The organism is Streptomyces clavifer (genome assembly GCF_036345975.1).
Classification (GTDB): domain Bacteria; phylum Actinomycetota; class Actinomycetes; order Streptomycetales; family Streptomycetaceae; genus Streptomyces; species Streptomyces clavifer.
Map to the genome: position 1 here is coordinate 1,354,338 of NZ_CP107793.1, position 21,765 is coordinate 1,376,102.

A 21,765-nucleotide genomic window follows, 5' to 3' on the forward strand; every position below is an offset into this window, starting at 1 on the left:
CACAGGGAGAGAAACGCGGATGGAGTGGTCCTGCCGCGGATGGGACGGCTCAGCGGGCGAGGGCAAGTACGCCCAGGGCACTGCCGTGTTCGTCGACCACAGGCAGGGCATCGACGGCGCTGTGGCGCATCATGTGCCCGGCTTCGGCCATCGTGGTCACCGGTGAGGTGAACGGTCCCCGGTCGCCGAGGATGTCCCGCAGCTGGACCCTGTCCGAGTACGCCGAGCTCTCACGGACTGCTGCGAGCCGGGTGTGGGTGACCAGGCCGATGCACAGGCCGCTGTCGTCGCAGACGAGCAGATGCCGGGTACGTGCACTGGCCATGACGGACAGGGCCACCTCGACGGTCATGTCGTTACAGACCTGCGGCCCGGCGGTTTCCATCACGTCGGCCACCGTCCTGCCTACAGCTGTGGGATCCGTCGAGCCCGGCTTCATCTGGACCAACGTCAAAAGGTGCCTCCTGCACAGATGGGTCAGCTTCCGGATCACGAAGTTCTTCAGGCCGCGGCGTCGAAGGAGGACTGATGCGCGGTTACGCGCCGGGCCGTGGAGGCGGGGCTGCGCCGGCCTCGTGAGGGCGCGCTGCGCCGGCGCCGCTCGACCACCGGCGCGGTGATCGTCACGGGAATGCCCGAGGGCGTCTGGGCGCCGGTGATGCGGCCGAGTGCCTCTTCGCCGGAGCGGACCTGGGTGGTCTGGGGCACGATGCCGGCAGCGGTCATGAGGCGGGTCATGTCGCGGCGCTGGTTGGGGGTGACCAGGGTGACGACGCTGCCGGACTCCCCCGCCCGCGCGGTCCGGCCGCCGCGGTGGAGGTAGTCCTTGTGGTCGGTCGGCGGGTCGACGTTGACGACGAGGTCGAGGTTGTCGACGTGGATGCCGCGAGCGGCGACGTTCGTGGCCACGAGTACGGTGACGTGCCCGGTCTTGAACTGGGTCAGGGTCCGGGTGCGCTGGGACTGCGCCTTACCGCCGTGCAGTGCGGCGGCCCTCACTCCGCTGGCCAGCAGGTGGTCGGTGAGCTTGTCCACGGCGCGCTTGGTGTCCAGGAACATGATCACCCGACCGTCGCGGGCTGCGATCTCGGTGGTCGTACGGTTCTTGTCCGCGCCATGCACGTGGAGTACGTGGTGCTCCATCGTGGTGACCGCACCGGCGGAGGGGTCGACGGAGTGGACGACCGGATCGCTGAGATAGCGGCGGACCAAGCGGTCGACGTTACGGTCCAGGGTGGCGGAGAACAGCATCCGCTGGCCCTCGGGGCGGACCTGGTCCAGCAGCGCGGTGACCTGGGGCATGAAGCCCATGTCAGCCATCTGGTCGGCCTCGTCCAGCACGGTGATCGCGACCTGGTCGAGTCGGCAGTCACCCCGGTCGATGAGGTCCTTGAGCCGGCCCGGTGTCGCCACGACGACCTCGGCGCCGCCGCGCAGCGCGTTGGCCTGCCGGCCGATCGACATGCCGCCGACGACGGTGGCCATGCGCAGCCTCACCGAGCGGGCGTACGGCGCCAGGGCGTCGGTCACCTGCTGGGCCAGCTCACGCGTCGGCACGAGGACCAGGGCCAGCGGCTGTCGGGGCTCGGCGCGCTGACCGGCGGTGCGGGCCAGCAGAGCGAGGCCGAAGGCAAGGGTCTTGCCGGAGCCGGTGCGCCCACGTCCCAGGGCGTCGCGGCCGGCGAGGGTGTTGGGCAGGGTCGCCCCCTGGATCGGGAAAGGAACGCTCACCCCCTGGGCGGTCAGCGCCGCCAGCAGCTGCCCCGGCATGTCGAGGTCGGCGAACGCCTCGACGGCGGGCAGCGCGGGAGTGACCGTGATCGGCAGGGCGAACTCACCCTGAACCGCGGCGGGACGCCGCCCATTGCCGGCCGAGCGGCCCGAACCGCCGGAACGGGCCGGGGCAGCGGAACGGGTCGAGGCGGTCGAGTTGAAGCGGCTACCGCCCCGGCCGGAGTCGGCGGCACGGCTGCGGGAAGAGCGATTGTTCGTACGTGTGGGGTTCATTCAGAACCTTCCTTGATACGGCGCGCATCAAGGAATTCTCGCAGCGGAAGAACAGCGCGGGGAATCACAAGAACGGGCCGAAGCGGAATCCGAAATAAAATGAGATCTGCAATTGGTCCCGGGCGGGATGCAGACCCTGGAATGAGTAACGCCACATGGGCGAGGAATCCGATTCCACCGACAGGTGGGCTCGGAAGGAGTGGACAGCGAAAAGTCTCTGCGGGCGGAGATTCACCGCAGGTGGCACCACTCCCGGAGAATACCCGGAGCTGGGGCCCGCACCCCGGAGGATGCGGGCCCCAGCTACGAAGTGCGCGGCAGCGTCAGGCGGGAACGATGTTCTCGGCCGTCGGGCCCTTCTGGCTCGGCGCGATGTCGAAGGTGACTTTCTGCCCTTCGAGCAGCTCGCGGAAACCCTGGGCGGCGATGTTCGAGAAGTGGGCGAACACGTCAGCGCCGCCACCGTCCTGCTCGATGAAGCCGAAACCCTTGGCCGCGTTGAACCACTTCACAGTGCCTGACGCCATGTCATGCCTCCTTCGGGGGCAGATACGTCGGAATCCGTGATGTACGGACGCCGCGTCGCCGCGATGATGACCCGCCCGGAGAAAACCGGAAATACAATGAAGCTTCCACTGGTCGAAAACACCCACGCAGAGGCTTGAAGTTTTGGGAACCATGACTGCAACCGAGATCGACAGTAGCATGTCGTAACGGTCCGCGTACGGTGAACAATTCCATTCTCTTCACTGCGGTAAAAACACTCCCGGCACGACGCATTGAACCCTCACGCCGTGGCCGTAGATATCGGCCCGCCCCGAGCACAGCGTTCCAGGAAGGATGCGCACCTACACAGCGCGGTTATGCCGACCGCTCGGATGCAGGTCGGCCCTCCAGCGCGTCGCCCGTCGGAACGAAGGGTCAGGGAGGGGACACCTGTCGCCCAACAACCCAGGGGCGCGGCCTGAGTTCGTGGACTGGGGCTATGCGGCCCGGATGTCGTCAGACATCACGGCCTGACCAGCCTGGGGCTCCCGGTAGCCCGAAGGGCACATCACGAACTGTGCGGTACGCGTCCGGGAACCTGCGAGTAACAGCGGCACGACAGAGCACCCACGCCGAAGACGAGAGCATCCTTTCAAGCGTGACAACCGCAGGGGGAACGGCCCTTGAGCGCACTTCGGGCAGGCGGGTTCGCCATGCATGCGTATCCCCGGCCTGAACGGTGACACCGGAGGCTTCGGTTGCACCGTAATCGCGCGGTTCGCCCCCCACCGGGGTGGCTCACCGACCAATTGCACTTCGCCGAGTACAAGGAGCCCCTGTACGCCGCTCCCCGCTGCTCCCCCGCTGCTCCCCCGGATGGTGGACGCGGGCCGGCTCGGCCGCGAGACGGGGTCGGGGTTCTACCCGTACGACTGACCGCCCGCACGCACGCGGGGCCGGCCTGGGGTTCCCCGGCCGGCCCCGCGTGTGCGCTCAGCCCAGCAGCATATGACGCAGCATCAGCAGACCGGCCGCCATGTTGGCGGCCGGGACCTCGCCGCGCGCGATCATGTCGGGCACCAGCTTGAGCGGGATCCATTCACGGCGCGAGGACTCGAAGCCGTCCGCCGGAGGACCGGTGTACGTCGCCTCCCGCGCCCAGAAGAGATGGTGCCGGGCGTCGGTCAGGCCGTTGGCCGGCTCGACCGTCATCAGCGGACTCAGCTCGCCGGGGCGCCAGCCCGTCTCCTCCTCCATCTCCCGGGCCGCCGCGACCGCGACCTCCTCGCCGTCCTCGACCACACCCGCGGCGAGCTCCCATCCCCAGCTGTCCGTGATGAACCGGTGGCGCCACAGCAGCAGCACCTCGTTGGCCTCGTTGACGACCGTCGCCGCGGCGACGGGACGGAGCCGGATGACGAAGTGGTCCAGGTGCCTGCCGTCGGGGAGGACGACATCCGCCAGATTGACCCGGAACCAGCGGTTCGCATACACAGCCTGTTCGTTTAAGTTCACCCAATGCACAGTTTTGCCACCTTCCGACTGGTCGATGGCAACATCGGAGCAGGGTCGGCTCCGCAGCGGAACGCGCGGAGGCAGGCGGGGCGAGGCTCACAGAGGCACGCGCAGCGCCCCGTCGATACGGCCGGCCGCCGCTTCGGCATCGGCGGAGCCGCTCGCCGCCAGGTGCTCGCGGACGGAGCGCAGCCGGTCCCGCAGACGCCGGGATTCCATGCCGCGGGCGCGTTCGGCCATCTCCGAGGCCGTACCGGCCGCCTTGTCCGCCTCCCCCTGGAGCAGTTCGAGATGGGTGAGCATGGCCAGCCGGTGCACCCTGCCGCGGTCGTGCGCCGGGGAGCGTACGGCAGCCGCCGCGTGCTCCCGGGCCCCGGTGAGATCCCCGAGACTGAGCAGAGCCTCGGCCACCTGGACGTTGACGAGACCCGGCTGGACGTATCCGGTCTCGTCGGGTTCGCGGCCCGGGTGGATGCGGCCGGCCTCGGCCTCGGCACGGCGGATGCGCTCCAGGGCGCTGCGGGGGTCGCCGAGCCGGGCGTACGCCTTGGCCTGCATCGCGTACAGATCGGCCGCCAGGGCCGGGGAGATGTGCGGGCCCGCGGCACGCAGGGCCGCCTCGGCGAAGGCGACGGACCGCCGGTAGTCGGCCAGGTGCAGGGACTGGTTGACCAGCAGCGCGATCACATAACCGCCGAGGCCCCGGTCCCCGCTGGCCTTGGCGAGGCGCAGCGCCTGGTGGAAGTAGCGCTGGGCCAGCCCGTGGGCGTCGGAGTCGTACGCGCAGATGCCGGCGACGGCCACCAGCCCGCCCGTCGCCCGGTGCAGCCGGCGGCCCGTGGCGTCGCTGTACCCGGCGCGCAGCAGCGGTGCCGTCTCGGCGTTGAGGAAGCCGACGACGCGGGCCCTGGTCGCGATGCCGCCGGTCTTCCGGTACATCAGCTCGTAGTGGGCGCGGGCCTCTCGGAGCATCGCGATGTCCGCCGGGCCCACCCGGGACGGTCCCGGACGGGAGACGTCGGTGTCCTCGGGCGGGTTCTCCCATTCCCAGACCGGCATCACCGCCGTCGTTCCGGTGACGGCGGTGATCGTGGCGAGGTGGGCGCGCTGCTGCTCGTCGGAACGCCAGAGGGCCGTGGCGTGCTCGACGAAGCCGGAGAGGCCGGTGCCGTGCGACGTCGTGTGCGCGCCCGAGGTTCCCATGCCGATGTCGTCGAGGGTGACGGACCTGTGCAGCCGGCTCCCGAGGACCTCGCAGATCAGGTCAGGCACCTGCCCTCGCGGGCGCTGGCCCTTGAGCCAGCGGGCGACCGCCGTGTGTTCGTACCGCAGGCGCAGGCCCCGGGCCCGGCCGGCGTGGTTGACGTGTCCGGCGAGTCCCGCACGGGACACACCGGCCTCGTCGATCAGGGATTCGAGCAGGACGTTGGGCTCCATTGCCCCCCCATGTGCGCGTCGCGACGACCCTAGTGGAGCACGATTCACACGGGGTGTGAACGGAATGCCCGAACCGTCCGGCTGTGCGCTCTGCCGCGCCGGGGCGCCGGTCGCTTGAATGAGTGCCTCGCAAGAGGCGGCCGGGTCGTCGGCTCCCCCTCGTACAGTTGACGACCCGCCCCGCGCCGTCCGTTCTGCCGGCCTGCCCGACACTCCGTGGCAGGGCGGACGGCGCCGGATCGCACCGTCTGCTGCCCCGATGGCAGGAGGATGTGGCCGCGGGTCGGGCCGGGCGGTTCCCCGGCGCCGCTCCCGGGCCGTGTGCGGTCCCCGGGCCGTCCGGCGGGACAGGAAGAAGGGGCGTGTCCGGTGGCCGGATACGCCCCTTCTCGGTGTCCGCGGGGTCTTACGCGCCGCGCAGCACCGCGCCGGTGCGCTGGGCGGCCAGGGCGACCGCGGTGTCGCGGGCGGCCGAGGCCTCCTCGACGGTCAGCGTCCGGTCCGCGGCACGGAACCGCAGCGCGTACGCCAGGGACTTCCTGCCCTCGCCGATCTGGTCCCCGGTGAAGACGTCGAACAGCCGCAGCGATTCGAGGAGCTCACCGGCACCGTCGCGCAGGGCCCTCTCGACCGCGTCGGCGGGGACGTCCTCGGCGACGACGAGCGCGACGTCCTGGGTCGCCACCGGGAAGGTGGAGATCCGGGGCGCCTGGAGCGCGCCGTCGACGGCCTGCTCCAGGACGTCGAGCTCGACCTCCATGGCGCAGCTGCGCTCGGGCAGGTGGAGGTCCTTGATGACGCGCGGGTGCAGCTCGCCCGCGTGCCCGAAGAGGGTCTCCTCGCCGTTCACCGTGACGTACAGCGCGGCGCAGCGGCCGGGGTGCCACGGCGCGTGCCGGTCGGCGCGGACCGTCGGCTCGACCCCCGCCTCACGGGCGATCGTGCGGGCCGCCTCGACGGAGTCCGCCCAGTCGGCGGGACGCCCCTTGCCCCACCAGCCGGCCTGCTCGCGGGCGCCCGCGAGGACGACGGCGGCGCGGCGCGGCTGGCGCGGGAGTGCCGCGTCCAGGCCGGCGATCTCCTCGTCGGTGGGACGGCGGTCGACAGGCAGCCGTACGGCCTTCGTCTCCTCGCCGGCCAGTGCGGTCTCCCCTGCTCCGGCGAGGCCGGGAGCCTGGGGAAGGAAGACCAGTCCGGTCTCGAAGAGCGCGAGGTCGTGGCTGCCGCGGCCGTCGTTGCGCCGCAGTGCGCCGAGCAGGCCCGGCAGCAGCGTGGTGCGCAGCGCGGGCTCCTCGTCGGAGAGCGGGTTGACGAGCTTCACCGTACGGCGGCGCGCGTCGTCCGCGTCCAGGCCGAGCTGGTCCAGGACGGCGTCGCCGATGAACGGGTAGCTGAGCGCCTCGACGTATCCGGCGCCGGCGAGTGCCCGGTCGATGCGGCGGTGCAGCCGCTGGCGGTCGGTGAGCCCGCGGCCGGACGGCGGCGTCGGCAGGGTGGAGGGGAGGTTCTCGTACCCCTCCAGCCGGATGACCTCCTCGGCCAGGTCGTTCGGCGCGGCGAGGTCGGGGCGCCAGGACGGCACCGTGACGATCAGCTCGTCCTGCCCGTAGACGTCGCAGCCGACCTGCTGGAGCCGGCGGACGACGGTCTCGCGGCCGTAGGAGACACCGGCCACCTTGTCCGGGTGGTCCGCGGGCATCGCGATGGTGTGGGGCGCGGACGGGGCGCTGAACTCGGTGACGCCCGCCTCCGCCGTGCCGCCCGCGAGGAGGACCAGCAGGTCGACGGTGCGCTGCGCGGCAGCGGCGGCGGCCTGCGGGTCGACACCGCGCTCGAAGCGCCGGGACGCCTCGGAGGACAGCTTGTGGCGGCGTGCCGTCCGGGCGATCGAGATCGCGTCGAAGTGCGCGGCCTCGATGACGACCTCGGTGGTCCCGGCGTCCTCGGCCGCATCGGCGATCTCGGTGTGGGCGCCGCCCATGACGCCCGCGAGGCCGATCGGCCCGCGGTCGTCGGTGATGACCAGGTCCTGGGCGTCCAGGACGCGCTTGACGCCGTCGAGCGTGACGAGCTTCTCGCCCTGCTCGGCGCGGCGCACCCCGATCGGCCCGTCGATGCGGGTGCGGTCGTAGGCGTGCAGCGGCTGGCCGAGCTCCAGCATCACGTAGTTGGTGATGTCGACGGCGAGCGAGACGGTGCGCATCCCGGCCTTCTGCAGCCTGCGCTGCATCCAGATCGGGGAGCGGGCCTCGGGCCGCAGGCCGGTGACGGTACGCGCGGTGAAGTTGCCGCATCCGATCGGGTCGGACACCTTCACCGGGTAGCCGTACGCGTTGGGCGCGGGCACGTCCAGGAGCGCCGGGTCGCGCAGGGGCAGCCCGTACGCGACGGCGGTCTCACGGGCGACACCGCGCATCGACAGGGCGTAGCCGCGGTCCGGGGTGACGGCGATGTCGAGGACCTCGTCGACGAGTTCCAGGAGCTCGATCGCGTCGGTGCCGGGCTCGTACTCGGGCGGCAGCACGATGATGCCGTGCGTGCCGTCGTCGCCCATGCCGAGCTCGTCGGTGGAGCAGATCATGCCGTGCGAGGTCTTGCCGTACGTCTTGCGCGCGGCGATCGCGAAGTCACCGGGCAGGACGGCACCCGGGAGGACCACGACGACCTTGTCGCCGACGGAGAAGTTGCGGGCACCGCAGACGATCTCCTGCGGTTCGCCGGTGCCGTTGGCGGTGCCGACGTCGACCGTGCAGAAGCGGATGGGCTTCTTGAAGCCCTCCAGCTCCTCGATGGTCAGGACCTGTCCGACGGCCAGGGGGCCCTTGAGGCCGGCGCCGGTCTGCTCGACGGTCTCGACCTCGAGGCCCACGGCGACGAGCTTGGCCTGTACGTCACGGCCGGTCTCCGTCGCCGGCAGGTCGACGTATTCCCGCAGCCAGGAAAGCGGGACGCGCATCAGATCTCCATCCCGAACGGCCGGGTGAACCGGACGTCACCCTCGACCATGTCTCGCATGTCTTCGACGTTGTGGCGGAACATCAGCATCCGCTCGATGCCGAACCCGAAGGCGAATCCGCTGTACTTCTCGGGGTCGACGCCGCAGGCGACGAGCACCTTGGGGTTGACCATGCCGCAGCCGCCGAGCTCGATCCAGCCCTCGCTGCCGCAGGTGCGGCAGGGCCGGTCGGGGTTGCCGACGGACTCGCCGCGGCAGACGTAGCAGACCATGTCCATCTCGGCGGACGGCTCGGTGAACGGGAAGAAGTTCGGCCGGAGCCGGGTCTTCATGTCCGGGCCGAAGAGCGCCTGGACCATGTGGTCCAGCGTGCCCTTGAGGTCGGCCATGGTGAGGCCCTCGTCGACGGCGAGCAGCTCGATCTGGTGGAAGACCGGGGTGTGCGTGGCGTCGAGCTCGTCGGTGCGGTAGACCCGGCCGGGGCAGACCACGTAGACGGGGGGCTTGCGGCTGAGCAGCGAGCGGGCCTGGACCGGAGAGGTGTGCGTGCGCAGCACGATGCCGGACTCGTCACCCGTCGTGGGCTTCCCGTCGGGCGTCGTGCCCTGGACGAAGAAGGTGTCCTGCATCTGCCGGGCCGGGTGGTCGGGCACGAAGTTCAGGGCGTCGAAGTTGAACCACTCCGCCTCGGCCTCGGGGCCCTCCGCGATCTCGTAGCCCATGGCGACGAAGACGTCGGCGACGCGCTCCATGATGGTCGTCAGGGGGTGGCGCGCACCTGCCGGGACGCGGTCGTAGGGCAGCGTGACGTCCACCGCCTCCTCGACCAGCACGCGGGCGTCACGCTCGGCCTCCAGCTCCGTCTGGCGGGCTGCGAGCGCCTTGGAGACGGCGCCGCGGGCCTGGCCCACGCGCTTGCCCGCCTCGGCCTTGGCCTGCGGCGGCAGGGCGCCGATCTCGCGGTTGGCGAGCGACAGGGGCGAGGTTCCACCGGTGTGCGCGGTCTTCGCCTGGGCGAGCGCGTCGAGGTCGCCCGCGGCGGCGAAGGCGGCGAACGCCTCGTCCCGCAGGCGCTCGATCTCTTCCGGTTTCAGTGCCTCGACCTCGACTGGGTCGTACGACTTGTTCGGTGCCGACATCTCTTCCCGTGCTTCCGATTGGCTGGTGGCGACCTGGCTCGACGACTGAGGGCGCAAAGGTGCCAAAAGTCGAGTCTACGGGCCGCCGGGAGGCGAAGAAGCCCGTGGGCGGCTCAGGCCAGGTAGGCCGGGGCGCTCACGGGCAGGATAAATCGGAACTCGGCGCCGCCGCCGGGCCCCCGGTCCACCGTGATGGTGCCGCCGTGCGCCTCGACGATGCCCTTGACGATGTAGAGGCCCAGGCCGGTCCCGCCGCGCTTGCTCCCCCGCCAGAAGCGGGTGAAGACGCGGCCCATCGACTCCTCGGGGATGCCGGGACCTTCGTCGCTCACGGTGACTGCCGTTCCGATCTCGTCGCTCTTGCCCGGCGCGGACGCGGGGGCCACCTCGATGGTGACGGTTCCCTCGCCGTGGCGCACCGCGTTTTCCAGGAGGTTGCCGAGGACCTGGTCGACCTTGTCGGGGTCGGCCCACAGGTCGGGCAGGGGCTGCCTGGTGCGTACGAGGAAGCGGTCGGGCGCCTGGCCGTTCGCCGTGAGGGCCTGGACGTGGCGTTCGACGGCCGCGGAGACGTCCACGGGCTGGCGGCGCAGCTCGAGGCGCCCGGAGTCGATGCGGGAGATGTCGAGCAGCTCGGCGATGAGCCGGTTGACGCGGTTGGCGTCGGCGTCGACGGTCTCCAGCATGAGCCGTTTCTGGTCGTCCGTGAAGCGTTCCCACTTGGCCAGCAGCGTCGCGGTGAACCCCTTGACGGAGGTCAGCGGGGAGCGCAGCTCGTGGGCGACGATGGCGATCAGCTCGGCGTGGCTGCGCTCGGTGCGGCGGCGGGCCTCGGTGCCGCGCAGCGAGACGACGAGCCGGCGCACCGGCCCGGTCGGGGTGTCGCGTACGTACCGTGCGGAGACCAGGACCTCACGGCCGCCGGGGAGCAGCAGGTTCCGCTCGGGCTGGCCGACGCGGGTGGCGAGTCCGCCGTACGGGTCGGTCAGGTCCCACCAGCGCCGGCCCTTGAGGTCCTCGAAGGGCAGCGCGTGTTCCACGGAACGGCCGAGGGCGGCGGCCCGGGGGGTGGCGGTGATCCTGACCGCGGCCCTGTTGAAGCAGATGACCCGGCCGCTCTCGTCGGCGACGACGAGTCCGTCGGGCAGGTCGTCCGGGTCGAGGCCGGTGGCCGGGTCGCCGCCGATGACCGGGCTCGTGGAGGCCGCGTCGTCGATGGCGCGCACAGCGGCCGCGTGCGTCCTGCCCGGCCTGCTCATGCCGACAGCCATATTCCCGTACCCCACCTCTCGAACCGGTGCAGTGGGCCCCCGAGTTCGTCACCCTACTAGGCGTCGGACGGCCGGCGACACCCTGAGGGAGCGCGCCGGCCCGTGTGGCCGGTATCGATCGGCGGGTGGCCCGCCGGGGGCTGCCTCAGCCGGTGCGGCGGGGGCGCTGGGCGCGCGCGGAGGCGTAGAGGCAGACGGCGGCGGCGGTGGCGAGATTGAGGCTCTCCGCCCTGCCGTGAATCGGGACCCGGACCACGGCGTCGGCCAGTGCCCGCGTCTCCTCGGGAAGCCCCCAGGCCTCGTTGCCGAACACCCAGGCGGTGGGTCCGCCCATGGTGCCCGCGTCGAGCTCGTCGTCGAGATCGTCGGTGCCCGCGCCGTCCGCCGCCAGGATGCGCACACCGGCGTCGCGCAGCCCCTGCACGGCCTGTTCCACGGGTACGCCGACGGTCACCGGCAGATGGAACAGTGAACCGGCCGAGGCCCGGACCGACTTGGGGTTGTAGAGGTCCACGGACGCGTCGGTGAGCACGACCGCGTCGGCGCCGGCCGCGTCGGCGCAGCGCAGCACCGTGCCGGCGTTCCCCGGGTCGCGTACGTGGGCGAGGACGGCGACGAGCTTGGGCTTCGCCGCGAGGATCTCCTCGAAGGGTGCGTCCAGGAAGCGGCAGACACCGATCAGGCCCTGCGGGGTGACGGTCTGCGAGACGTCGGCGAGCACGTCGGCGTCCGCGAGGTGCACCCGGGCGCCGGAGGCCCGGGCGGCCTCGACGATGTCGGCGTACCGCTCGGCCGCCTCGGCGGTGGCGAACAGTTCCGTCAGTGTGGGCTCGCCGTCACTGCCCCGGTGTCCTGCGGCCTCCCGCACGGCCTGCGGCCCCTCGGCGAGGAATCTGCGTTCCCTGCCGCGGAAGTTGCGCCTGGCCAGCCGTCGTGCGGCGGCGACGCGCGGCGACCGCGCGGAGATCACTTCGGGGGTGCCCATGGTCGGCGGCGAGCCTCTCTGCGTCACTCTGGTTCTCTGCGTACGTTTCTCCGCGCACGGACGGCTCCGTGCACGAAGCGTCCTTCAACGCACCGGACCCGCAGACGGCTTGCGCCTGCGGGTCCGGCTGACTACCTCTGGAAGAACTGCCTGGATCAGGCGGCCTTCGGGGCGTTGACGTCGCTCGGGAGGGCCTTCTGAGCGACCTCGACGAGAGCGGCGAACGCGTTGGCGTCGTTGACCGCGAGCTCGGCCAGGATCTTGCGGTCCACCTCGATGTTGGCGGCCTTCAGACCCTGGATGAGGCGGTTGTACGTCATGCCGTTCTGGCGGGCAGCCGCGTTGATGCGCTGGATCCAGAGCTGACGGAAGTCGCCCTTGCGCTTCTTGCGGTCGTTGTAGTTGTAGACCAGGGAGTGGGTGACCTGCTCCTTGGCCTTGCGGTACAGGCGCGAACGCTGACCGCGGTAGCCCTTGGCGGCCTCGAGGATCGCCCGGCGCTTCTTGTGGGCGTTTACTGCCCGCTTGACGCGTGCCACTTTTAACTCCTTGCAGCGGGGCTGGGAATCACGTTGTCGACTCACCAAGCCCGGAAACGAATTGGTCCCGGTCGGATCGAGGTCGGGCCTCCGGACGCACCGGAGGCCGCGTCCTCACTTGCCGAGAAGCTTCTTGACCTTCTTGACGTCGGCCGGAGCCACGACGACCGTGCCGGTCAGCGAGCGGGTCTTCTTGGACGACTTGTGCTCGAGCAGGTGGCGCTTGCCGGCCTTCTCGCGGAGCACCTTGCCGGAGCCGGTGATCTTGAAGCGCTTGCTGGCACCGCTGTGCGTCTTGTTCTTCGGCATCGCGCCGTTCTCTCCTCGTCAGTGGCGCCCCTCTCGGTGCGGGCACCGGACTGCAGGGGCGTCAGATCTCTGGGTGGTTCCCGAGGGACCCGGGGGCGCCTGGATGGCAGCCCCCGGAGGTCACGCCTCGGAAGGTGTCTCTGCCGGAGCCTCGGCCTCGGCCGGGGCCTCGGCGGTGTCACCCTCGGACTCGGCGTCCGGGGTGGTCCCCTGACGCTCCGCCTTGCGGGCGGCCTGGGCCTCGCGGGCTTCGGCCATGGCTTCGGTCTTCTTCTTGTGCGGGCCCAGAACCATGATCATGTTCCGGCCGTCCTGCTTCGGGTTCGACTCGATGAAGCCGAGGTCCTCGACATCCGAAGCGAGACGCTGGAGCAGTCGGAAACCCAGCTCCGGGCGGGACTGCTCACGACCACGGAACATGATCGTGATCTTGACCTTGTCCCCTTGCTTGAGGAACCGGACGACGTGACCCTTCTTGGTGTCGTAGTCGTGCGGGTCGATCTTCGGCCGGAGCTTCATTTCCTTGATGACCGTGTGCGCCTGGTTCTTGCGCGCCTCACGGGCCTTCATGGCCGACTCGTACTTGAACTTCCCGTAGTCCATGAGCTTGCACACGGGGGGACGGGCTGTCGCCGCCACCTCGACCAGGTCGAGGTCGTACTCCTGTGCGAGTTCCAGGGCCTTGGCAAGCGGAACAATCCCGACCTGCTCGCCGCTGGGACCGACAAGTCGCACCTCGGGAACGCGAATCCGGTCGTTGATGCGGGGCTCGGCGCTGATGGATCCTCCTCGGTAGCACCACGCGACTACCTGGAGGGAAGCCGCGTAACGTCTTTCGTGTGACCAACCGAGCCGGGAACGAGAAAATGCCCCGGACGGGACACAGGCGGGGCTCCTGGAAATACCGGAACACCGCCGCGGTCAACCGCGGGGCGCATCGAGCAGCTCCATCGTCCGTACGGAACGATGGTCGCCACCAGACCGGTGACCTGCCATCCGTGAGGACGGTCAGGTGGGAGATCGGAGCCTCCACTTGTGGGCCGAGCACATAGGTGTCCGGCCGGTCGTTACACAAGGTTAGCAGCTCCCGCGACCGGCGGCGAACCCGCTGTACCGCCGCACCGCCTGCCCGTGCGCGCCCGTCCCCCGGCCACTCCCGCAGGCGGAGGCGGGCGGACGTGGCCTTATCGTGTGGGGCATGAGTGACGCGACCACCCCCAGCACCGAGACCCCCGGCTTCGACGACATGGCCCGCGACATCGCGGAGGTCCCCGCGGTCGAGGTGATCGTGACCGTCGCCGTCAATCTGATGAGCGCCGCCGCCGTGAAGCTCGGCCTGACCGAGGAGGGTGAGCAGCACAAGGACCTGGACGAGGCCCGGAAGCTGGTGCAGGCCCTGGCCGGTCTGCTCGACGCGAGCACCACCGAGATCAGCACCTTCCACGCCTCGCCGCTGCGCGACGGTCTGAAGTCGCTCCAGCTGGCCTTCCGCGAGGCCTCCCTCGTACCGGACGAGCCCGGCCGGGGACCCGGCGAGAAGTACACGGGCCCCGTCTACGGCTGAGGGCTTCCCCCGCGGCCGGGGAGGAGCGGGGTCCCCGGTGCCGCACCGCGCGAGCCGGAGCGGCGATCCATCCGTGGCGTGACGCCTCGGGGAGCACGCGAGCCCCGCACCCTGCGGACCAGAGGCCCCGCTCCGTCCTCTGCGCCCCGCGCCGGACCCATGAGCCCGCTGCCTGCGACAGGTGGCGGGCTCCCGCGTGTGTCAGCGGGTGAAGAGCGGCTCGCCGGGGGCCTCGGCGCCGGCGGGCAGGAGGGCGAGGTCGATGCCGCGCACCAGCCTGGCGCGGAGCACCTCACTGGCGGACAGGGCGTCGGCGACCCGGCGGGCGGCCTCGGCCACCACCGCGTCCGGGGCGAGGACCAGGGCCAGGGTGCCGTCGGCCCGGCCCGGGCCGAGGTGGGCGCGGAGCACCGCGGCTTCCGCGGCGACGGCATCCCGTACGGCGGCGATCACGGCGGGGTCGTCGAGCGGGTCGGTGCTGGTGCGGTTCTCGGCGAGGGCGAGCAGCGCCGGGCCGGTCAGCTCGAAGGCCACCGGCCCCGCCAGGTCGAGCACGACGGTGTCGGCCTTCTCGTGCGCGGCGGCCTGCAGGGCCTGGTGCAGGGGTACGGCCACGGGGCGGGCCTGCGGATCCCAGAGGGCCAGAGCGGCGGTGGAGGTGAAGGCGGGCAGGGCGCGCCGGTCACCGGCCTGCAGCGTGGGCACCGCCATGTCGCTGGTCTTCTCGCGGCGCAGCCCGTTCTCGTCCTCCTCCACCTCGCCGAGCACGGCGACGACGGGGACGAGCAGCCGGGCGCCGCGCAGCGCCGCCAGTACGGGGCCGACGGCCGTGCGGTCCGCGGACCACGCGGCGAGCGCCGCCGTCAGTTCGGGAGCGGCCGTGCCGTCGTCGTCGGAGAAACCGGGGTCCGGGATGTTCTTGAGCGCCACACCAGGAGCGTAGTGGACCGGTTCTCTCATCCGGGCGACAGGTCGGGCACAGGCCGCTGCCAGCTGCGGTTCCTACCGTCCGGACCATGCCCCGACACAGAACGCGCAGGTCCGCGTTGTCCGCCGCCTCCGTGACCGCCGTCGTGCTGCTGGCGGGCTCCGCCGCGGGCGGCGCGTACCTGGCGGGCCGCTCGCCGGATCCCTCGCCCGCCGCCGTGGCGTCCGTATCCTCCGCATCGGGCCCGCCGGCCGCGGCGGCCACGAGTGAGGAGCCCCAGGTGGATCTCGACGCGGAGCTGGCCGACGTGCTGGCGCCCCTGACCGCCGGCGCCGACGTGTCGGTGGCGGTGCTGGACACGGAGAGCGGGCGGAGCGCGGTGTACGGGGACGGGGCGTACGACACCGCCAGCATCGTCAAGGTCGACATCCTTGCGGCGCTGCTGCTCCTGGCCCAGGACGAGGGGCGGGAGCTGAGCGGCGCCGAACACGCCCGGGCGGACGCCATGATCCGGCGCAGCGACAACACCTCGGCCACCGAGCTCCTGAGGGCGGTGGGCGGCGAGGAGGGGCTGGACGCGGCGAACGTGCGGCTGGGGCTGACCGGGACGACGGCCGCGCACGCGTGGGGGCTGACCCGGACCACGGCGGCGGACCAGGTGCGGCTGCTGCAGGCCGTGTTCGGTACGGAGTCGGAGCTGTCCGCCGCTTCCCGTGCCTATCTGACGGACCTGATGGGCCGGGTCGAGGCGGACCAGCAGTGGGGGGTGTCCGCTGCGGGTGACGGCTGGGCGCTGAAGAACGGCTGGATGCCCCGGACGACGACCGGGCTGTGGGACATCAACAGCATCGGACGGGTGGAGAACGGCGGGCACACGTACCTGGTGGCGGTGCTGTCGTGCGGGCACGCGACGAAGGAGGCCGGCGTCGCCCTCGTGGAGGAGGTGGCGAAGGCCGCGGTGGACATGACCGGGGAGGCGTTGAGCGGCACCCGGTGACGTGCGCGCCGTCCCGGGATTCCGGCGTGCCCGGCCCGCGGGGCCCTCAGCGACGGCCGGTGATGCCCGTGGCGAAGGTGTTGTTCCGGCGCGGTGCGGTGTTCCCGCCGCGCCACAGCACCACGGCCAGGGCGAGCAGCACCGCACCGAGCCCTCCGGCTGCCGGGGCGAGCCAGTCGGCCGGGTCCTCGTCCTGCCGCTCCGGCGCGGGACCGGGGCCGAAGTACTGCTCGCGGTGGCCGGCCGCGGCGGATCCGGCGCCCGCGGGGTCCCGGCGCAGCTCCGCCCCGGCCTCGATCGCGGCGGCGGGATCGGCCATCCCGTAGCCCCGGGCGTCGTCCCTGCCGTTCGAGGGGGAGTCGCGGGCGGTCTGCGCGAGCAGGGTCTTGATCTGGGCGGGCGACAGGTCCGGGTGGGCGGCGCGTACGAGGGCGACGGCTCCGGAGACGAACGCCGAGGCGGCGGACGTGCCCCACTCGATGTAGTAGTGCCGGTCGGGGTTGGCGACGACGATGTCGACGCCGGGCGCGCTGACCGTGGCGTACCAGCGGCGGGTGGAGAACGCGGCGTGCGTGCCGTACTTGTCGACGGCGGCGACGGCGATCACACCGGGATAGGCGGCGGGGTACGAGACGCGGTCGCCCTTCTCCCCGCTGTTGCCCGCCGAGGCGACGACGGACACGCCCTTGCCGAGGGCGTACTGGACGGCGGCGTCCTCGCTCGGCTCGGGATGGGCGGACTTGCTGTCGTCCCCGAGCGAGAGGTTGATGACGTCCGCGCCCTGGTCGGTCGCCCAGCGGATGCCCTCGGCGAGGGCGGTGCCGCGGGACTCGCGGGCCTTGGTGCGGGACGGGTCGTTGGACTCGAGGATCACCCGACCGGGCAGGATCTTCGCTCCCGGTGCCACGCCGAGCACGCCGTCGCCCCGTCCGGGGCCGTTGCCCCGGCCCGCGATGATGCCGGCCATCGCGGTGCCGTGCAGGGCCCAGGAGCGGTCGCCGCGTCCTGCGCCGAAGCCGATCAGGTCCTTGCCGGGGAGCACCTGGCCCTCCAGGTCGGGGTGGCTGTCGTCGACCCCGGTGTCCAGGACGGCGACGGTGATGCCCTCGCCCTTCGTCGTCTGCCAGGCCCTGTCGGTGTGCAGGGCCTCCAGGCCCCACTGCTGGTCGCGGATGGCGTCCGCGTGGGCGGGGACGGCGGGCAGCAGGGTGAACGCGGTGGCCGTGGCCGCCGTCACGAGGGCGCGGTACCGGCGGGGACGGGTCATTCCGGCTTCTCCACGAGATCGGTGACCGTCCTGCGGAGCGTGCGCTCCACCCGGTCGGCGACCCCCTTCGCCTCGTGGCCGAGTCCGGCCAGGGCCGGGGTCGTCGTGGCGCCCGCCGCCATGGCCGCGGCGGCGGGCTGGGGTTCGGCGACCGGCCGTCCGTCGGCGAAGCCGGAGACGGCGAACACGACGGCGGGCACCTCCGTCAGGACGTGCACCGTCCAGCTGGCCCGCTGCCCGTCGCCGAAGCCCGCGGCGACGGTGCCCTCGGCCGGGTAGGTACGGGGCATGAGGTCGGCCCGGGCGTCGAGGCGCTGATCGGTGAACCGGGTGCTGAGCGCGCTCATCTTCGCGGCGTCCCCCTCGGTGAGGACCAGACCGACGGTGGTGACGCTGCTGCTCGTGGCGTCGGTGTAGGTGGCCCGCACCATGCGTGCGCAGCCGACGGGGCGGAGCGTCTTCAGGAGCAGCGGGTCCAGTCCGGCCGCGCAGCCGCTGTCGGGGGCGACGGCGAGCCGGGTCCAGGTCCGGTCGGTGGCCCCGGGCCCCGCGCCGTCGCCCTTGAGGGTGCGGGGGAAGAGGGTGTCGACGGGAACGCTGTGCCACACGGAACGGCCCACGGTGTACGCGTCGTCGTCCCCGGGCTCCGCCGCGGACCTCCCGGTGAGCCAGCTGCCGGTGACGGCGCCGCCGATCAGCCCGAGGCCGAGCACCACGCAGGCCGCCGCTGCGGCCGTCCTGGCCGGGTGGCGGGTCTTCACGGGGCGCAGGCGCGTGGTGGTCTCGACGGGTGTCTCGGCGTAGGCGTAGTACGCGCCCGGCGGGGCGGGGGCCGCACCGGGGCGCGGGGTGAGGTCCACCGCGCCGACGGGCCTGCGCCGGGTCGCGGGCGGCGGCGGTGCGGCAGGGCCGGTGGGCGGCACGACGCGCAGCCGGGCCGTCGTCTCCACGGGCGGGGGGTCCGCGGGCAAGGTGGCCCTCGGCGGCGGATCCGCCGGGCGGGTCCCGGGGGCCTGCGGCGGCAGGTCGCCGGCCGGTGGTGCGGACGGAGCGCCCGTGGGCGAGGGGGCCGGCGGGGGGACGGCCGGGCCGGGCGGCACGGGAGCGCGCTGCGCTTCGGTACTCATCCGGCCCCCTGGTCCACGTCCCCGTACCGCCTGCGGATCACCGTGCCGGACAGGCCGACGGTCATGCGCGTGCCCGTCACTCTACGGGGTGAGCGGCGTCCCCCGGGAACGGGACGGAGGGCGCCGGGGGATCTGCACCGAACGTCCCCCTACCCAGCGGTACGGCGGTCTGGCAAGCTGCGGCCATGACTGCCCGCGCCGCTGACCGGACCCGGTACGACCGGGCCACCGCCCATCTCGACGCCCCTGTGGCCGTGGTCGATCTCGAGGCCTTCGACGCCAACGCCGACGACCTCGTGCGCCGGGCGGGCGGGAAGCCGGTCCGGGTGGCGAGCAAGTCGGTGCGCTGCCGTGCCCTGCTGGAGCGGGTCCTGGCACGCCCCGGCTTCGCCGGGATCATGTCGTTCACCCTCGCGGAGTCGCTGTGGCTGGCCCGGGCCGGTTTCGACGACGTCCTGCTGGCCTATCCGTCGGCCGACCGGGCCGCGTACGCCGAGCTGGCGGCCGATCCCAAGCTGGCGGGGTCCGTGACCGTGATGGTGGACGACCACGCGCAGCTGGAGCTGATCGACGCGGCGCGGGCCGGCGGCACCGAGGAGATCCGGGTCTGCCTGGAGCTGGACACCTCGCTGCGGCTGTTCGGCGGCCGGGTCCGGATCGGCGCGCTGCGCTCCCCGCTGCGCTCCCCCGCCCAGCTGGCCGAGCTGGCCCGCTCGGTGGCCCGCAGGCCGGGATTCCGGCTGGTGGGGCTGATGGCGTACGAGGGTCATGTCGCCGGCGTCGGCGACGCGGTGGCCGGGCGTCCGCTGCGGTCGCGGGCGGTCCGGCTGATGCAGGCGACGGCCCGCAGGGAGCTGGCGGTCCGGCGGGCGGAGGTCGTGCGGGCTGTCCGGGCGGTGACGCCGGACCTGGAGTTCGTGAACGGGGGCGGCACGGGCAGCGTGCAGCACACGGCGGCCGAGGCCTCGGTGACCGAGATCGCGGCCGGTTCGGGGCTGTACGTCCCGCGGCTGTTCGACAACTACACCTCGTTCACGGGCCGTCCGGCAGCCCTGTTCGCACAGCCCGTGGTCCGCCGGCCCGGGGTCGGCGTGGTGACGGTGCTGGGCGGCGGCTACCCGGCCTCCGGAGCGGCGGGCCCGGACCGGCTGCCGGTCCCGTACCTGCCCGAGGGGTTGCGCTACGACCCGCAGGAGGGGCCGGGAGAGGTGCAGACGCCGCTGCTGGGCCCGCCCGCCGACGATCTGCTGATCGGGGACAAGGTGTGGTTCCGGCACGCCAAGGCCGGTGAGCTGTGCGAGCGCTTCGACGAGCTGCGGCTGATCGAGGGCGACCGGATCACGGCGACCGTGCCGACGTACCGCGGCGAGGGCCGTACGTTCCTGTAGGCCTCGCCCGGACTGTGCCGGGCCCGCGGGGCCGGTGCCGGTCACCGCGGCCGGCCCGCCCGCCCCGCCGCCTGCCTCACTTCGCGACGGCCGGCTCCGCCGGGCGGCCGCCCAGTACGGCGGAGAATCGGTCCGTCACCTGGTCCAGTGCCTCGGCGGACCCCGGTGCCACGGTCAGTGTGCCGTCGGCGCCGACGGTGATGTCCTGGTCGAGCGTGAACCATCCCGGGACGATGTGCGCGGCGCCCATCGAGCTGAGCACGGGGCGCAGCGCGTAGTCGATCGCCAGGACGTGCGCGGTGCTGCCCCCGGTGGCCAGCGGCAGCACGGTCTTCCCGGTCAGGGCGTACTGCGGGAGCAGGTCGAGCAGGGACTTGAGCAGACCGGAGTAGGCGGCCTTGTAGACGGGGGTGCCGATCACCACTCCGTCCGCCTGCTCGAACAGCTCGGTGGCCGCGGCGACGGCCGGGTGCCGGAAGTCGGCGCCGAGCAGCGCGCCGGGTGGCAGGGTGCGGACCTCCAGCGAGGTGACCTGGTGGCCCTGGAGCCTGAGCCGGTCGTCGAGATGGCGCAGGAGGCGTGCGGTGCGGGACGTCGCGGAGGGACTTCCGGAGACGGACAGAATGGCGGCCATGGGGCGACCTTCCGGGTTCGGGGTTTCGGGGTTCACGGGAGGGCGGGGCGGGCCCGGTGCCACGCGGGCGTCCCGGGGACGGGGACGCTCACCAGGTGCTCGCCTCCACGGCGATCACCGGCACGAGTTCGTTGCGCAGTGTCTCGAGGAACGTGACGATCTCGGCGGCCACGGAGCGGTGCTGCACGTCGTTGAGGACGTCGTGGTGAGCCCCGCGGACCACGGAGAGCCGGGCCCGGGGCAGCGACTTCGCGATGCCGGCCAGCGAGTCGCGGTCCGCGAGCGGATCGGCGTCGCCGACGAGGAGCAGGGCGGGGACGGCCGGTTCGGCGGCGAGGGCCGCGTCGAGCAGCGTGTCCGGCACCGCGTCGCCGAGCGTGCCATGCCGGACCTGCGCGTCGTCGGTGAGCGTCTGCCGGTGGGCGGGGCAGGAGGTGCGCGCGTCGAGTTCCTCGTCCCACGGCCCGGCGGTGGTCGCGGCGTGGCCGGGGAGCCCGGCGAGGACGACGGCGTCCGGCAGCCCGGCCGCCGGGATCTCGTCGCGTCCGAGGAGCGCGGCGACGGCGACGGCACCGGTGTCGGCGCCCAGCAGGACGACGGGGCGGACGGTCCCGTCCTCGGCCGCGGTGCCCTCGACGGCCGTCGTGAGCCGGGCGCCGAAGCGGGTCAGCGAGCCTGCCACGTCGTCGGCGTCGAGGTCGGGGGCGTCGACGACGCGTACGCGGTAGGCGTCGGCGGCGAGCCGCCGGCCGAGCCGGGCGTAGGTGGCCCGGGTCTCCCCCCTGCCGGGCACGACGACGACGGTGGCACGTGTGCGGAGGCCGTCGGGGGCGTAGTGGTCGGTGTATTCGGTCATGTCACTCTCCGGAGGGTTCGGGCTCGGTCGCCGGTGTCCGGCCGAGGGCGGGTGCCACGTCGGACGCGACGGGTTCGAGGGCGAGGATCGCGGTGTCGTGGTCGGGGACGGCGGCGGGGTCGGACCGGGTGACCGGGTCCGTCGCCACGGGAGGGGCCTGCTCCCGGAGGAGAGCTGCCGCGATCTCCCCGATGAGCCGTGGAACGAGTGGACGCGGCGCGGCGCCCCGCCCCCGGTCCGTTCCTTCGGGGAAGGCCCCGGGCCCTGCGGTGGGCCGGGTCCGGATCGTCGTCGCGGCCTGGCCGTGGGTGAGGCAGCCGGGCCGGAGTCGCGGCTCGGCCTGCTGCGCGCTCACGGCCC

Annotated in this window: 21 protein-coding genes and 1 pseudogene; 4 read left to right on the top strand and 18 right to left on the bottom strand. The window is 72.6% G+C overall.

Going from position 1 to position 21,765, the window contains the following annotated elements:
- Nucleotides 1-49: 49 nt before the first annotated feature.
- From OG927_RS05605 to OG927_RS05615, 3 genes are all read right to left on the bottom strand, one after another.
- Nucleotides 50-454 carry a CBS domain-containing protein gene (locus tag OG927_RS05605; RefSeq protein ID WP_124282898.1) on the bottom strand — a complete coding sequence of 135 codons (405 nt, stop codon included), beginning with the start codon at nucleotides 452-454 and terminating at the stop codon, nucleotides 50-52.
- 47 nt (nucleotides 455-501) lie between these two features.
- Nucleotides 502-2,007, bottom strand: a complete 1,506-nt coding sequence (locus tag OG927_RS05610) for a DEAD/DEAH box helicase (RefSeq protein ID WP_056786688.1) — start codon at nucleotides 2,005-2,007, stop codon at nucleotides 502-504.
- A 323-nt stretch (nucleotides 2,008-2,330) separates the two neighbouring features.
- Nucleotides 2,331-2,534: a cold-shock protein gene (locus OG927_RS05615; protein ID WP_056786685.1), complete on the bottom strand. Its 204-nt coding sequence runs from the start codon at nucleotides 2,532-2,534 to the stop codon at nucleotides 2,331-2,333.
- Nucleotides 2,535-3,308: 774 nt separating this feature from the next.
- On the opposite strand from OG927_RS05615, the pseudogene OG927_RS05620 reads away from it, so the two are divergent.
- Nucleotides 3,309-3,429 (top strand): annotated as a pseudogene (locus OG927_RS05620) (3-hydroxyacyl-CoA dehydrogenase family protein); the annotation flags it as partial.
- A gap of 57 nt (nucleotides 3,430-3,486) precedes the next feature.
- On the opposite strand, the gene OG927_RS05625 reads toward OG927_RS05620, so the two are convergent.
- The 9 genes from OG927_RS05625 to infC all read right to left on the bottom strand — a co-directional run bounded on the left by OG927_RS05625 (nucleotide 3,487) and on the right by infC (nucleotide 13,424).
- Nucleotides 3,487-4,017 carry an NUDIX hydrolase gene (locus tag OG927_RS05625; protein WP_056786682.1) on the bottom strand — a complete coding sequence of 177 codons (531 nt, stop codon included), beginning with the start codon at nucleotides 4,015-4,017 and terminating at the stop codon, nucleotides 3,487-3,489.
- Between the two features lie 87 nt (nucleotides 4,018-4,104).
- Nucleotides 4,105-5,445, bottom strand: coding sequence for a hypothetical protein (locus tag OG927_RS05630; protein ID WP_056786679.1), 1,341 nt, complete (start codon nucleotides 5,443-5,445; stop codon nucleotides 4,105-4,107).
- Nucleotides 5,446-5,851: 406 nt separating this feature from the next.
- Complete coding sequence (gene pheT / locus OG927_RS05635) at nucleotides 5,852-8,401, bottom strand: phenylalanine--tRNA ligase subunit beta (RefSeq protein WP_330319797.1); 2,550 nt, start codon at nucleotides 8,399-8,401, stop codon at nucleotides 5,852-5,854.
- A complete protein-coding gene (pheS, locus tag OG927_RS05640) occupies nucleotides 8,401-9,540 on the bottom strand; it encodes a phenylalanine--tRNA ligase subunit alpha (protein ID WP_056786673.1) in 1,140 nt (379 codons plus the stop codon). Before pheS ends, pheT begins: the two co-directional genes overlap by 1 nt.
- A gap of 113 nt (nucleotides 9,541-9,653) precedes the next feature.
- Nucleotides 9,654-10,811 carry a sensor histidine kinase gene (locus tag OG927_RS05645; protein WP_056786668.1) on the bottom strand — a complete coding sequence of 386 codons (1,158 nt, stop codon included), beginning with the start codon at nucleotides 10,809-10,811 and terminating at the stop codon, nucleotides 9,654-9,656.
- A 145-nt stretch (nucleotides 10,812-10,956) separates the two neighbouring features.
- A complete protein-coding gene (locus tag OG927_RS05650) occupies nucleotides 10,957-11,796 on the bottom strand; it encodes a TrmH family RNA methyltransferase (RefSeq protein ID WP_056786665.1) in 840 nt (279 codons plus the stop codon).
- Nucleotides 11,797-11,951: 155 nt separating this feature from the next.
- Complete coding sequence (gene rplT / locus OG927_RS05655; RefSeq protein WP_007457565.1) at nucleotides 11,952-12,335, bottom strand: 50S ribosomal protein L20; 384 nt, start codon at nucleotides 12,333-12,335, stop codon at nucleotides 11,952-11,954.
- 114 nt (nucleotides 12,336-12,449) lie between these two features.
- Nucleotides 12,450-12,644: a 50S ribosomal protein L35 gene (rpmI, locus tag OG927_RS05660; RefSeq protein ID WP_031097481.1), complete on the bottom strand. Its 195-nt coding sequence runs from the start codon at nucleotides 12,642-12,644 to the stop codon at nucleotides 12,450-12,452.
- Between the two features lie 120 nt (nucleotides 12,645-12,764).
- On the bottom strand, nucleotides 12,765-13,424 hold the full coding sequence (infC, locus tag OG927_RS05665) for a translation initiation factor IF-3 (RefSeq protein WP_079099353.1): 660 nt from the start codon (nucleotides 13,422-13,424) through the stop codon (nucleotides 12,765-12,767).
- A gap of 418 nt (nucleotides 13,425-13,842) precedes the next feature.
- Between infC and OG927_RS05670 the strand changes: the two genes are divergently transcribed.
- A complete protein-coding gene (locus OG927_RS05670) occupies nucleotides 13,843-14,208 on the top strand; it encodes a DUF1844 domain-containing protein (protein WP_056786660.1) in 366 nt (121 codons plus the stop codon).
- A 201-nt stretch (nucleotides 14,209-14,409) separates the two neighbouring features.
- On the opposite strand, the gene OG927_RS05675 is transcribed toward OG927_RS05670, so the two are convergent.
- Entirely contained in the window at nucleotides 14,410-15,138 is a 729-nt protein-coding gene (locus OG927_RS05675) for an SseB family protein (protein ID WP_124282894.1), read from the bottom strand.
- Nucleotides 15,139-15,224: 86 nt separating this feature from the next.
- On the opposite strand from OG927_RS05675, the gene OG927_RS05680 reads away from it, so the two are divergent.
- On the top strand, nucleotides 15,225-16,133 hold the full coding sequence (locus OG927_RS05680) for a serine hydrolase (RefSeq protein ID WP_330319798.1): 909 nt from the start codon (nucleotides 15,225-15,227) through the stop codon (nucleotides 16,131-16,133).
- 46 nt (nucleotides 16,134-16,179) lie between these two features.
- On the opposite strand, the gene mycP is transcribed toward OG927_RS05680, so the two are convergent.
- Nucleotides 16,180-17,400, bottom strand: coding sequence for a type VII secretion-associated serine protease mycosin (mycP, locus tag OG927_RS05685; protein ID WP_124282892.1), 1,221 nt, complete (start codon nucleotides 17,398-17,400; stop codon nucleotides 16,180-16,182).
- The gene (locus tag OG927_RS05690; protein WP_056787519.1) at nucleotides 17,397-18,260 is read right to left on the bottom strand and encodes a hypothetical protein; all 864 of its coding nucleotides are present in this window, start codon (nucleotides 18,258-18,260) and stop codon (nucleotides 17,397-17,399) included. Before OG927_RS05690 ends, mycP begins: the two co-directional genes overlap by 4 nt.
- Before the next feature lie 452 nt (nucleotides 18,261-18,712).
- Between OG927_RS05690 and OG927_RS05695 the strand changes: the two genes are divergently transcribed.
- Nucleotides 18,713-19,915, top strand: coding sequence for an amino acid deaminase/aldolase (locus tag OG927_RS05695; protein ID WP_056786652.1), 1,203 nt, complete (start codon nucleotides 18,713-18,715; stop codon nucleotides 19,913-19,915).
- A 76-nt stretch (nucleotides 19,916-19,991) separates the two neighbouring features.
- Here the strand turns inward: OG927_RS05695 and ssuE are convergent, their stop codons facing one another.
- The 3 genes from ssuE to OG927_RS05710 form a co-directional block, all read right to left on the bottom strand.
- Nucleotides 19,992-20,549 (bottom strand): NADPH-dependent FMN reductase, encoded by a 558-nt coding sequence (gene ssuE, locus OG927_RS05700; protein WP_056786650.1) that lies wholly within the window; start codon nucleotides 20,547-20,549, stop codon nucleotides 19,992-19,994.
- 88 nt (nucleotides 20,550-20,637) lie between these two features.
- Nucleotides 20,638-21,405, bottom strand: coding sequence for an alpha/beta hydrolase (locus OG927_RS05705; protein WP_209470853.1), 768 nt, complete (start codon nucleotides 21,403-21,405; stop codon nucleotides 20,638-20,640).
- 1 nt (nucleotide 21,406) lies between these two features.
- The gene (locus tag OG927_RS05710; RefSeq protein WP_124282890.1) at nucleotides 21,407-21,760 is read right to left on the bottom strand and encodes a hypothetical protein; all 354 of its coding nucleotides are present in this window, start codon (nucleotides 21,758-21,760) and stop codon (nucleotides 21,407-21,409) included.
- Nucleotides 21,761-21,765: the final 5 nt, after the last annotated feature.

Bases quoted from the DNA above. Each gene is read 5' to 3' on its own strand.
- ssuE (WP_056786650.1), bottom strand. From the start codon at position 20,549: ATGGCCGCCATTCTGTCCGTCTCCGGAAGTCCCTCCGCGACGTCCCGC.
- OG927_RS05650 (WP_056786665.1), bottom strand. From the start codon at position 11,796: ATGGGCACCCCCGAAGTGATCTCCGCGCGGTCGCCGCGCGTCGCCGCC.
- rpmI (WP_031097481.1), bottom strand. From the start codon at position 12,644: ATGCCGAAGAACAAGACGCACAGCGGTGCCAGCAAGCGCTTCAAGATC.
- OG927_RS05630 (WP_056786679.1), bottom strand. From the start codon at position 5,445: ATGGAGCCCAACGTCCTGCTCGAATCCCTGATCGACGAGGCCGGTGTG.
- OG927_RS05680 (WP_330319798.1), top strand. From the start codon at position 15,225: ATGCCCCGACACAGAACGCGCAGGTCCGCGTTGTCCGCCGCCTCCGTG.
- OG927_RS05705 (WP_209470853.1), bottom strand. From the start codon at position 21,405: ATGACCGAATACACCGACCACTACGCCCCCGACGGCCTCCGCACACGT.
- OG927_RS05615 (WP_056786685.1), bottom strand. From the start codon at position 2,534: ATGGCGTCAGGCACTGTGAAGTGGTTCAACGCGGCCAAGGGTTTCGGC.
- pheS (WP_056786673.1), bottom strand. From the start codon at position 9,540: ATGTCGGCACCGAACAAGTCGTACGACCCAGTCGAGGTCGAGGCACTG.
- OG927_RS05670 (WP_056786660.1), top strand. From the start codon at position 13,843: ATGAGTGACGCGACCACCCCCAGCACCGAGACCCCCGGCTTCGACGAC.
- OG927_RS05610 (WP_056786688.1), bottom strand. From the start codon at position 2,007: ATGAACCCCACACGTACGAACAATCGCTCTTCCCGCAGCCGTGCCGCC.
- OG927_RS05645 (WP_056786668.1), bottom strand. From the start codon at position 10,811: ATGGCTGTCGGCATGAGCAGGCCGGGCAGGACGCACGCGGCCGCTGTG.
- OG927_RS05695 (WP_056786652.1), top strand. From the start codon at position 18,713: ATGACTGCCCGCGCCGCTGACCGGACCCGGTACGACCGGGCCACCGCC.
- mycP (WP_124282892.1), bottom strand. From the start codon at position 17,400: ATGACCCGTCCCCGCCGGTACCGCGCCCTCGTGACGGCGGCCACGGCC.
- pheT (WP_330319797.1), bottom strand. From the start codon at position 8,401: ATGCGCGTCCCGCTTTCCTGGCTGCGGGAATACGTCGACCTGCCGGCG.